At 65.6% G+C, this 11,212-nt stretch carries 8 protein-coding genes and 1 pseudogene; 5 read left to right on the plus strand and 4 right to left on the minus strand.

Annotated features, from left to right (window positions below):
• Positions 1-275: 275 nt before the first annotated feature.
• On the minus strand, positions 276-2,057 hold the full coding sequence (locus BSIN_RS19715) for an RICIN domain-containing protein (protein WP_089341696.1): 1,782 nt from the start codon (positions 2,055-2,057) through the stop codon (positions 276-278).
• A gap of 441 nt (positions 2,058-2,498) precedes the next feature.
• On the opposite strand from BSIN_RS19715, the gene BSIN_RS19720 reads away from it, so the two are divergent.
• Together BSIN_RS19720 and BSIN_RS19725 are read left to right on the plus strand one after the other, a co-directional pair.
• Complete coding sequence (locus BSIN_RS19720; protein ID WP_089341697.1) at positions 2,499-4,556, plus strand: bifunctional 2',3'-cyclic-nucleotide 2'-phosphodiesterase/3'-nucleotidase; 2,058 nt, start codon at positions 2,499-2,501, stop codon at positions 4,554-4,556.
• Between the two features lie 322 nt (positions 4,557-4,878).
• On the plus strand, positions 4,879-5,685 hold the full coding sequence (locus BSIN_RS19725) for a tetratricopeptide repeat protein (protein ID WP_369828212.1): 807 nt from the start codon (positions 4,879-4,881) through the stop codon (positions 5,683-5,685).
• 90 nt (positions 5,686-5,775) lie between these two features.
• Here BSIN_RS19725 and BSIN_RS19730 read toward each other — a convergent pair whose 3' ends face one another.
• Entirely contained in the window at positions 5,776-7,416 is a 1,641-nt protein-coding gene (locus BSIN_RS19730; RefSeq protein ID WP_159936011.1) for a beta-N-acetylhexosaminidase, read from the minus strand.
• A gap of 439 nt (positions 7,417-7,855) precedes the next feature.
• Here BSIN_RS19730 and BSIN_RS19735 point away from each other — a divergent pair, with 439 nt between their 5' ends.
• From BSIN_RS19735 to BSIN_RS19745, 3 genes are read left to right on the plus strand one after another with little or no spacing between them, the layout of a single operon-like run.
• Entirely contained in the window at positions 7,856-8,965 is a 1,110-nt protein-coding gene (locus BSIN_RS19735; RefSeq protein ID WP_089341699.1) for a biotin--[acetyl-CoA-carboxylase] ligase, read from the plus strand.
• A complete protein-coding gene (locus BSIN_RS19740; protein ID WP_089341700.1) occupies positions 8,962-9,741 on the plus strand; it encodes a type III pantothenate kinase in 780 nt (259 codons plus the stop codon). Before BSIN_RS19735 ends, BSIN_RS19740 begins: the two co-directional genes overlap by 4 nt.
• Before the next feature lie 48 nt (positions 9,742-9,789).
• Positions 9,790-10,146: a hypothetical protein gene (locus BSIN_RS19745; RefSeq protein WP_089341707.1), complete on the plus strand. Its 357-nt coding sequence runs from the start codon at positions 9,790-9,792 to the stop codon at positions 10,144-10,146.
• 362 nt (positions 10,147-10,508) lie between these two features.
• On the opposite strand, the gene rfaE2 is transcribed toward BSIN_RS19745, so the two are convergent.
• Complete coding sequence (gene rfaE2 / locus BSIN_RS19750; RefSeq protein ID WP_059517604.1) at positions 10,509-10,985, minus strand: D-glycero-beta-D-manno-heptose 1-phosphate adenylyltransferase; 477 nt, start codon at positions 10,983-10,985, stop codon at positions 10,509-10,511.
• Between the two features lie 88 nt (positions 10,986-11,073).
• Positions 11,074-11,212: pseudogene (locus BSIN_RS24960) on the minus strand (ferritin-like domain-containing protein); the annotation flags it as partial.

An 11,212-nucleotide genomic window follows, 5' to 3' on the forward strand; every position in this document is an offset into this window, starting at 1 on the left:
AGCGAACCGCTGTCACCGGCGACGTCTCGTTTCAGCGGCGGGGCGCCTGCGAGCCGCCGCGCGCCGATGCTCGCCGCGCTTGGATCGCCGCTTGCATTGCCCCTTGCATTGCCGCTTGGATCGCCGGCCCTTGGATCGCCCCCTCAGCGACGCGCACCTTTTCACCGCTCGCGGCCCGCTTTGCGCCGCAGGCCTAGGCGGCATTCCGGCAATGCCGCCAATAGGGCCGCCAATGCGCGGCCGCCGCGCGCCGCCGCTGCCCGCCCGGCGCCGGCTTATTTTTGAGCGACGAGTTGCAGCGATTGCGCGTCCTGGCCCCACACGTGGATCGGCGTCGGCCACGGTGCGATCCAACTGCGGATCGGCACGGTGACGACATTCAGCAGATCGGAGGTCAGCGCGCCGTTGGTGAAACTCAGCGCCAGGCCGCTGTAGCGGTTGATGATCCGATAACCGCCCGCGGCGTCGCCGCCGATCTTCTGGAAATACCATTGCTGCTGCGGCGTGCTCGCGCTCGCCGACAATACCGTCGGCGCGCCCCACATGCGCCCGGCGTTGCCCGCACCGACGCCGAGATACCGGCCGCCGATCTGCAGCGTGAAAAAGCCGTCCGCCGTGGGCGTGAGCGTCCATGCGCCGGCAGCGGCCGTCGGCAGATTGCCGGCGGGATTGCCCGGATGCACGATGTAATACGGCGTCGGCTGCGACGTGCCCGTCACCCTCACCCCGTTCGCATTCGAGTAGTAGACCGGCACCGGATCAAAGAACTGCCAGCGCTGCACCGTCACGTCGACGTACTCGGCATTGGACTTCGAGCACGACACCACGCAATACACGCGGAAGGTGCTGCCGAGCGTGGCCGCCGAGGTTTTCGTCGCGCTGTCGGTGAACCAGCGGTACCACGACGAGCTGTTGTACGGCACATAGCCCGCAAAGCGCCATTGCTGCGTGCTCAGGTCGTCCGACATATAGAACTTCAGCGTTCCCGCCTGCTTGTCCTCGGCGATCGCGATGTACTTCTGCATGTAGACGTTCCACGCGACGCTCATCACCCGCATCGTGCCGTTCGTATAGCCCGCGCCCGGCAGATTGCCCGGCCCCGGCGGCGGCGGCACGAAGGTCTGGCCGCCGGTGCGGTCGGCGCTCGGCCCGCCCAGCCAGCGCAGGTCGAGCGTCGGGCCGCTCACGTTCGATTCGAGCGCGCTGGACACCGGCGCGGCCGGACACGGCGTCGCCGCCGACAGCGGATCGCAGGTCCAGTTCGTGCCGCTCACCTGCTGCCAGCGGCCGTTGTAGAACTTCTGCCACGACGACGGCGCCATCTTCTTGCTGATCGGCGCACGCGCGACGTGCTCCCACATGTGATCGTCGAAGCCCACCGGGTTGCCGTTCTGCCCGAGAATGCGGCTCGTGTAGAACAGGTAGAAGTAGCCCGACGCGTTGTCGACGAACAGCCGCGGGTCGCCCGCGCCGTAGTAGTAGTACGGCGTATTCGGGTTGCCCTTGCCGTAAGGCGACGTGATGATCGGCTCTTGCAGCGTCCAGCTCGCGCCGCGGTCGGTCGAGATCGCATATGAGATCGCATCGACGCGCGGATTGTTGCCGAACAGCTCGTTGTGGACCACGCCATACCAGTAGCTGGTATCCGGATCGACCCATACGCCGATCAGATCGCAATAATTCGCCTGGCTGTATCCGGTCTGCGATTTGACGGGCGTGCCGAACAAATCAATGGCGACCGGATTTTTATCATTGCACAGCACGCGCGTATCGTATTGGGAATGCGCGGCCGACTCCGTTACCGAATCGGCATCCTGACCAATAAAAAACTTCCAGTAATGATTCGCCGGATTATCGTCGTATTGAGAAAGTGAATTTTCGATAAAAAATGTTCCGTCGCGATCGATAAACAGCGAATTCGGACTGTCCGAGGTCGGGCTGGCCGCCACCGGCGCGCCGGCACTGAAGATATAGGCATGGGCGGGCGCCCCCGCCAGCGCGGCGCACAGCAGCGCCCCCTGGAAAATTCCGACAATTGGCCATCGAGTGCGTCGCATATTTGTCTCTTTATATGGAATAAAATAATGATGCACGCGCCATGTTTTTGCCGCATGCCGAAAAGAATGGAATTTCAAACTTTCCCCATCCGAAATCCGCCCTATTTATCGAAATCCCGGATACCCAATCATATCTGGACGACATATCCGCACAAGTCATTTAACCGGATTTGAATATTGAGATATTCGGCATTCACTCATGCCGATTAATCGCCCGGCATCAACCGGCGCAATTGAATCGCAGCAGGAACGAAGCTCGGTCTGTGCCGCGAACGGCAGCGGCACGGCGCGTCTGCCGCGCCACCTCCCCACCTTCCGGAAAACCTTCCCCACGCTTTCATTTTTTATTCACATATCCTTTCGATACTCTCATCCGCCGGAACATTCCCGCTGCACTCACGCCGCGCCCTCGACAAAACGAAACCCGAACAGGACCCATTCATGCGCTTGCCCTCGCGCCTTCGCCGGCGGCTGAACGCCGCCACTCTTGCCGCATGCGCCGCGCTCGTCGCCGGCTGCAACGACGACGATTCGACGCCCCCGCCAGCGGCCGCGCAAACGCCTGCCGGCACCAAAGCGACGCTCGCCGTGCTGGAGACCACGGATCTGCATACGAACGTGCTGTCGTATGACTATTTCAAGCTCGCCGCGGATAATTCGCTCGGCTTCGAGCGCGTCGCGACGCTGATCGCCCAGGCGCGCGCGCAGTACCCGAACACGCTGCTCCTCGATAACGGCGACACGATCCAAGGCACCGCGCTCGCCGACTACCAGGCGCTCGTCAAACCCGTGTCGTGCAGCGAAACGCTCGCGATCTACAAGGTGATGAACGCCGCGAAATTCGATGGCGGCGGAATCGGCAATCACGAGTTCAACTACGGGCTGCCGTATCTATCCCAGGTAACGGGCAATACGTTCGACATCGCGGGTCTGCCCGCGCCCGCGCAACAGCAAAAGTGCGCGGGGCCGGCCTTTCCGCAGGTGCTCGCGAACGTCATCAGCGCGAAAACCGGCGCGCCGCTCTTCAAGCCTTACGAAATTCTGACGAAAACCGTCACCGCAACCGCGCCCGACGGCAGCAAGCTCACCGCCGCCGTGAAAATCGGCATCATCGGCTTCACGCCGCCGACCATCATGAGCTGGGACAAGCGCTGGCTCGAAGGCAAGGTCTACACGACGGGCCTGAAGGAAGCGGCCGAGAAATACATCCCCGAAATGCGCGCGAAAGGCGCGGACCTGATCGTCGCGGTCTCGCATGGCGGCCTCGACAATTCGGCCTACTCGCCGACGATGGAAAACGGAAGCTGGTGGCTGTCGACGGTGCCCGGCATCGACGCGATGCTGATCGGCCACTCGCACCAGGTGTTCCCGGACGCGAACAGCACCGTCGCGCAGTTCAACTTGCCGGGCGTCGATAAGGTCAAGGGCACCGTCAACGGCGTGCCGACCGTGATGGCCAACTACTGGGGCAAGCATCTGGGCGTGATCAAGCTCAGCCTCGCGTATGACGGCAAGCAATGGAGCGTCGACAAATCGCAAACGAGCGTCGAAGCGCGCCCGATCCAGAACGCCGACAAGAGCTATGTCGCGGCCGATCCTTCGGTGGCCGCGGCGATCGCGGCCGAGCACCAGGCGACGATCGACTACGTGAAGACGCCGATCGGCAGCACCGATTACCGGATGACCACGTACTTCGCCGACGTCGGCGATCCCGGCGCGATCCAGATCGTCAACGACGCGCAGGCCGACTATGTCGCGAGCTACGTGCAGGCGAATCTGCCGCAATACGCGTCGCTGCCGGTGCTGTCGGTGAGCGCGCCGTTCAAGAGCGGCTTCGGCGGCGGCACTGATTTCACCGACGTCTCGGCAGGTCCGCTCGCGATCAACAACGCGGCCGATCTCTATCTCTATCCGAACACCATCTACGCGGTGAAGGTCAGCGGCGCGGACATCCGCAACTGGCTCGAAACCGCCGCGAAGCGCTTCAATACGATCGACCCGACGAAGCCGACCGTGCAGAAGCTCGTCAGCACGTTTCCCGGCTATAACTTCGACATGTTCACGTCCGCCGATCTGCGCTACGAGATCGACGTCACGCAACCGGCCGGCAGCCGGATCAAGAACCTCACGTACAAGGGCGCGCCGCTCGACGCGAACGCGCAGTTCATCGTCGCGACCAACAACTACCGCGCAAGCGGCGGCGGCAACTTCCCTGGGCTCGACGGCAGCAAGACGATCTTCGCGTCGCCGGATGCGAACCGCGACGTGCTGATCGCCTACGTGAAAAAGCGCGGCAAGCTCACGCGCGCGAACGACGGCGCGCAACGAAGCTGGCGCTTCGCGAAACTCGCCGGCTCGGTGGCGCACGTGCAGTTCGCCTCCGCGCCGAACCGCCTCGCCGACGCAAGCGCGGCGGGCTTGACGGGGATCACGCAAGTCTCGGCCGACGACGGTTCCGGCAAGGGCCTCGCGACCTACGAAATCGATCTCACGCAATGACGAAAGCGGAGTGCCAAAGATGAATACCTTCGGGAAATCGCTTGCCGCGTGCGATGAAGGCCAACCCCATGCGCACGGGCGGCGCGACGGCGGTATCGAGCAAGCCCGCTCGCCTCGGGCGCAGGAGCGCCGTGCGGGCGAACGTCGAGGCGGGATGCATCGCGCCTGCGGATCGTTCGACTGCTGCGCACCATCCGCCGATGCGCCGCCGCGCACCGCCGCGGCTGCCGGCAATGGGCGCGACGCCCGCGCCGCTTCGCACGGCGCCCGCTCGTCCGGCCCGTTGCTGCGCGCGTTGCGCGCGACGCTGTCGCCCGTCGGCATGCTCGCCGTCGCGGCGGCGCTCGCGGCGGCCGTGGCCGCCACCGGCCGGCTCGAAAGCCTTGTGCATCGCCAGCCGGCGGCCACCCGCGCCCAGCTCGACGAATGGCGCGCGATGGTCGAGCAGGCTGCCGAGCCGCACGCGTTGAGCAAGCTGCGCGCGCTCGCGCGCGATGGCGATGCCGACGCGCAGGCCGCGCTCGGCATCGCGCTGATCGGCTCGCGCGAAGCCGGGCTGCACGACGAAGGCCTGCGCTGGCTCGAAACGGCCGCGCAAGCAGGAGCAACCGCCAGCACAGCCGGCCTAGATGACGGCGGCCATCGCGGCTCCGGCCGCACGAACGGCGCGCGCACCGCGCGTCTCGCATTGGGCAAGGCGTGGCTGCTCGGCACGGGCGGCATCGAGCGCGACTATCCACGCGCGCTCGCGATGCTGCGCCCGCTCGCAGAAGCGGGCGATCCGAGCGCCGCGTACTATGCCGGGCTGATGTATCGCAGCGGCTATGGCACGCCGGCCGATCCGGCCGAAGCGGCCCGCTGGTTCGAGCTGGCCGCGCGCCATGACGTGCCGGCCGCGCAATTCATGCTGGCCAACGCGTATCGAGACGGCAGCGGCGTGCGTCGCGACGAAGCGCGCGCGCTCGCGCTATATCGGCAAGCCGCCGACCGCGAACTGCCGGAAGCGGTGCAAACGCTTGCGATCGCGTACCGCAACGGCGAACTCGGCCTGCCGCGCGACGCCGACGCATTCCATGCGCAATGGATCGAAGCCGCGCACGCACTCAAGCATCCGAGCGTCGCACCTTGATGGATGATCGATCCCGGCGACGGATCGATCGCTTCATCGCACGCCTGTGCCGATGCCCTGCCCGCGCGTGGCCCGCGCTTTACCGGCAGCTCAAGCCGGCGGATTCAACACGCCGGTCAACTGCGTCACGCCGGGGCCGTAACCCAACGTCGGCACGTTCGCGCCGACCGCCGAATAAGGCACGACTGCGCCGGCCGCATCGCGCTGCTGGCCCGTCCAGTAGATTTGTCCGGCGGCGGGAATCGCGTTCTTCAACAGCGCGTGAATGTCGGTTTCATAGGTGTACGTCTTCGACGCGCCATTGTCGTTCCACACGCAAATCTGTCCGCCGATCGGCGGATATTGCGTGGAGCCCGTCTGCGGCTTCGCGTTCCATTGCGTATAGACCGTGTTGCCGGACAAGCCGTTCGGATTGAAGTAGCTCGGGCCATAGGCAACGATGTACCAGTCTCCGTAGGAATCCGTCCAGTCGTAGCCGTATTGCTTGTAATTGAGCGATGCCTCGGCGCCCCAATTGATCCAGCGCTGTATCCACACCGCCTTGTCGAGCCCGACGCTCAGTTGCGCGTTGGCGCCGGCGATATAGTTCTGGTCGCCCCACGCTTGCACCGTCTTGCCACGCTGCTTCAGGAAAGCGCTGAGACCGTTCAAATAAGGCACGATTTGAGCGGGCGTGAAGCCGCTGACTTCATCGCCGCCGATGTGAATCCGGCTCGATTTGAACCACGGCAGGAACTGACTGAAAACGGATTCGACATACGGCAGCGTTCCCGGCTTGGTCGGATCCAGAAAACCAGCCGCGTCGGCCAGATCGGGCCTCGCCTTGCCGAATGCCTGCGAATGGCCGGGCGTATCGAACTCCGGCACGATCGTGATGCCGTGCGCGTTCGCTACGGCCTCCAGCTCGGCCCAGTCTTGCTCGGTGTAATACAGGCCGTCGTCGGATACCGGCCCGTTGAAGGCCGGATCGCTGCTCTTGAGCCGAAACGACGAGACGACGTTGCCGTTCGCATCCTTCGCGAAATCATTCAGATGCAGATGCAACGTATTCAGCTTGTACCAGCTCATGAATTTCATGTACTGCATCAGAAACGTCTTCGTCGCGAACTTGCGCGCCACGTCGAACATGATCGAACGCTCCCGATAGCGGGGATAGTCGAGCGCGTAGCCTTTCGCGATAAGTGAATGCGTGCCTGCGGGCTTGCCGTCCAGCGTCAGCATTTGCAGCAGCGTGCGCGTCGCGTAGAACGCGCCGTTCAGCGTGTTCGCGCGCAACACGGCGCTTTGCTCCGCATAGAACGTGTTGCCCTCGTTGCCGATCGTGCTCGCGGCGGCGCCGCACGGCGACAAGCTCAGCGCGACATCGCCCGGCTTCACCACGCCTGCGCGCACGACGGGCAGACGCATGCCCGTGACCTGCTGCAAATCCTGGGCAAACTTGTTTGCGAGCGGCGACAGCGCCGCATTGTCGATAACGATCCTGCTGCGCGACGTCAGCGAAAACGCGCCGACCCCGCCCTTCCAGGTTTGCAGCGTCGGCACGATCGCCGGCGCGGGGTTCGTGCCGGCGATCATGCCCGACCATTCGCCCCGCGTGCACGCGAGCGTCTTCGGCCCCGCGCCGGCATTTGCCGCAGCCGTGGCCGCGAACGCCGAAATGCCCTCTGCACACAACATCGCCGTAGACCCTATACATCCGAGGATCGCGAATTTCAGTCGCTTGTTGTTCATCGTCATTCTCTCCGTTTAGACACTGCGCCTCCCATCGAGCCGCCTCGACGGGCTCTGCCCCATTCCATCGGGCACAGCGCGGCGCCAAACGGAACTCAGACAATTCCATTCATTCGTTAGGAAATCAAACTATTGGCCAGGAGCTTCGTGATTCGCTGCGTTGCCGGCACCTGCCGCCGCCGGCGATCCTCGCCTGCCGGTTTGCAACGCGGCCGGCTTACCCCCATTGATTCCCGTATAGATCCAATTTAATACCAATTAAGATCCAATCTAATCGCCTTTGAGCGATCCGGATATACCGGGTAAACCCAGGATGGCAACGTCGGCCGCTCAAACCGGTCATCGCCGTGAATACCGCGATCGGCGCGAACCAGGCCGTTGCCGGGCTGCGCTCCTATAATGCGCATCGCGCCACTCGACATTCGCTCGCATCTGCCTCATGAATGCCCATTCGTATCCCCCTATGCCCGCACACGACCGCCCCATCATCGATTCCGCACGCGTGCGCGCGCGTCTTCGCACGGCCGCAAGCCGCTGGCCGATTGAAATCGTCGATAGCACCGGCTCGACCAATGCCGATCTCGCCGCTCGTCTGAAAACGTTGCGTCGCGACCGCGACGCACTCGCCACGCCACTTGTCCGCGTCGCCTACGAGCAGACCGCGGGGCGCGGGCGTCAAGGCCGGCCCTGGTTCGCACGGCCCGGCGACGCGCTGCTGTGCTCGGTCGCGTGCGTGCTGCCGCGGCCGGTTGGGGAACTGGCGGGATTGAGCATCGCGCTCGGCGTGGCGCTCGCGCAAGGGCTCGCCGATGCAACCGCCGGCGATCTTGCCGCCCCCCCTTTCACGACATCGGCAACAGCGGCCGCGGCGAAGTCCGCCGCAACGGCCGCCGCGGAGCCTATCGCGTCTGCTGAGGTTGGCGATTCCGCCGCGCGTGATGATTCCACCGCGCCCGGCAAATCCGCCGCGCCCGCCGAAACGGCCGAAACAAGCGCGGCCACCGGCCGAATCGCAGTCAAATGGCCGAACGATCTGCTCATCGCGACGACGCACGGCGGCGCGACCGCCATCGCCGGCAAGCTCGGCGGCATTCTGATCGAAACCGTCTGGAACACGAGCGATGCGACCGCGGTCGTCATCGGTTTCGGCATCAACGTCCATGCGGCCGAAGCCGCCGCAGCCGAAATCGCGGCGCTGCGCGAGCGCAGTGCCCCCGCCGCCAGCGGCCTGCCGCCCGTGCCGCTCGCCAGCATCTGGCCGCAGGCCAACCTCGCCGATACGCTCGCCGCCGCCCTCGACGCGCTCGCCATCGCGCTGCCGGCATTCGCCGCCAGCGGCCTCGCGCCATTCCGTGAACGCTGGAACGCGCTGCACGCTTACGCCGGCCGCGACGTCGCGCTGCTCGAGCGCGGCGTCGAGATCGCACGCGGCGTCGCGCTCGGCATCGATGCCAACGGCCAGTTGCTGCTCGATACCCCGACTGGTCAACAAGCGATCGCGGCAGGCGACGTATCGCTGCGCGAATCCGTGCCGGGAGCCGCGCAATGAGCGGCGTATGCTTGCTGATCGATGCCGGCAACAGCCGGATCAAATGGGCGCTCGCCGATACCGGGCGCCACTTCGTCGCCCAAGGCGCGTTCGAGCACGCGGGCGACGCGCCCGATTGGTCGGCGTTACCCGCGCCGCGCGGCGCGTGGATCTCGAACGTCGCGGGCAGCGCCGCAGCGGCACGTATCGACACCCTGATCGATACGCACTGGCCCGCGCTGCCGCGCACCGTGATCCGCGCGAGCGCCGCCCAATGCGGCGTGACGAACGGCTACGCGCAGCCCGCGCAGCTCGGCAGCGACCGATGGGCGGGCCTCATCGGCGCGCACGCGGCATTTCCGGGCGAGCATCTGCTGATCGCAACGTTCGGCACCGCGACGACGCTCGAAGCGCTGCGCGCCGACGGCCATTTCGCGGGCGGCCTGATTGCGCCGGGCTGGGCGCTGATGATGCGCTCGCTCGGCATGCACACCGCCCAGTTGCCGACGCTTTCGGTCGACACGGCAACGCGCCTCGTCGACAAGCATGCAACGCACGGCACGCCCGCGCCGTTCGCGATCGATACGCCGCACGCGCTGTCCGTCGGCTGCCTGAGCGCGCAGGCGGGCCTCATCGAGCGCACATGGCGCGACCTCGAACATCGATGGCAGGCAAACGTGCGGCTCGTGCTGTCGGGAGGCGCAGCCGATGCGATCGTGCGTGCGCTGAACGTCGCGCACACGCGCCACGATACGCTCGTCCTGTCGGGGCTCGCGCTCATCGCGCATTCGGCGTGATGCACGGATGCATCGACGATGGCGCACTCACCCTTCGGAGGATTGACGATGTTGCGATGGCTGCTCTGCGTGCTCTTTCTCGCCAACATGCTGGCATTCATCGTGGTCCGCGGCGTATTCGGCCCGCTGCCGGCCGCCGGTCCGCGCGAGCCGGGACATGCGCGGCAGCAGGTGCGCCCGGATGCGCTGCACGTCACGCCGCTGTCGCAGCCGACCGATCAGCCGATCGTCGGCGGGCCGATCACGACGCCGTCACTCGAAGTCGCGCCGCTCGCCGCGCCCGCCCATCCGGCAGCGGCATCCACGTCGATCGATACCCACACGCGCGCCGCGCCCGCGCCCGCACCTGCGTCTGCGGTATCCGGCGCCGGGGCCAGCCAAGCGGACCACGCGGCCGCGCGATGATACGTCCGCGAATCGGATTCGTTTGCCGCGCGGCGGATCGAACCGATGGCGTTTGACTTGCGGGTTTGGACGTCTGCGCGGCTGGCGGCTGCGTCGTTGCCGCCTATGAAGAAGAAAGAAGGGATGGCGCGACGCGCGTGCGCCCGTCGGAACCGATGGAATCGGAATGGCAAAACGGCCCGGCACGATACCCGCACACGAGACCTTGTGAATGCGGAACGCAACGGCGGCACCCTCGTCGCGCGCTTTCCACACACTGGATCGACGTGCCACAACCGCGGCCGGACGCCGGACAGATAGATCTGGGCTTTAACGCGGCAGCCTCGGCGGTTCGCTTTGAAAAACCGCGGTCTCGCGCTGTGCTAGCCCCGTATTTTTTTCAGCAGCGCCGTCGTCGAGCGGTCGTGCTCGAACGCGATCGCGATCGCCCGGCCGCCCCAGCCACGCACGAGCGCCGATTCCGGCAACGCGTCCATATCGTAATCGCCGCCCTTCACGAGAATGTCGGGATGCACGGCGTCGATCAACGAAACGGGCGTCTTCTCGTCGAAGCCGACGACCCAGTCGACGCTCTCGAGCGCCGCGAGCAGCGCCATCCGATCCGCATGCGCATTGAGCGGCCTATCGTCGCCCTTGCCGAGCATACGCACCGACGCGTCGCTGTTCACGCCGACGATCAGGCACGCGCCGAGCGCTTTCGCGTCGGCCAGGTAGGTCACATGGCCGCGATGCAGGATATCGAACACGCCGTTCGTAAACACGACGGGCGCGGCGAGCGACGGGCGCAGCGCGACGAGCGCGTCGCGGGTGATCAGCTTGCGTTCGAACGAAGCGGGCATGGTGCGGACATTCGTAGACGGATGACGGAAAAACAAAAGCCCGCCGGACTTGCAAGCGGGCTTCTGCGCGATCAGGCAGCGCGCGGCGTCAGGCGGGCTGCGTCGCGGTCTGGCCGCTCTCGCCTTGCAGGCGGGAGGTCACTTCCTTACGGTAGCGGTTAAGCTCCTGCGCGGTCGCGAACGTGCGCTCGAACAGCACCGACAGATTGTGCAAAATCCGTTCGACC

Origin of the sequence: Burkholderia singularis (assembly GCF_900176645.1) — a bacterium.
GTDB lineage: Bacteria > Pseudomonadota > Gammaproteobacteria > Burkholderiales > Burkholderiaceae > Burkholderia > Burkholderia singularis.

What these genes read in the sequence shown, in the direction of transcription:
- BSIN_RS19715 (WP_089341696.1), bottom strand. Translation starts at nt 2,057, where the DNA reads ATGCGACGCACTCGATGGCCAATTGTCGGAATTTTCCAGGGGGCGCTG.
- BSIN_RS19720 (WP_089341697.1), top strand. Translation starts at nt 2,499, where the DNA reads ATGCGCTTGCCCTCGCGCCTTCGCCGGCGGCTGAACGCCGCCACTCTT.
- BSIN_RS19725 (WP_369828212.1), top strand. Translation starts at nt 4,879, where the DNA reads ATGCTCGCCGTCGCGGCGGCGCTCGCGGCGGCCGTGGCCGCCACCGGC.
- BSIN_RS19730 (WP_159936011.1), bottom strand. Translation starts at nt 7,416, where the DNA reads ATGAACAACAAGCGACTGAAATTCGCGATCCTCGGATGTATAGGGTCT.
- BSIN_RS19735 (WP_089341699.1), top strand. Translation starts at nt 7,856, where the DNA reads ATGAATGCCCATTCGTATCCCCCTATGCCCGCACACGACCGCCCCATC.
- BSIN_RS19740 (WP_089341700.1), top strand. Translation starts at nt 8,962, where the DNA reads ATGAGCGGCGTATGCTTGCTGATCGATGCCGGCAACAGCCGGATCAAA.
- BSIN_RS19745 (WP_089341707.1), top strand. Translation starts at nt 9,790, where the DNA reads ATGTTGCGATGGCTGCTCTGCGTGCTCTTTCTCGCCAACATGCTGGCA.
- rfaE2 (WP_059517604.1), bottom strand. Translation starts at nt 10,985, where the DNA reads ATGCCCGCTTCGTTCGAACGCAAGCTGATCACCCGCGACGCGCTCGTC.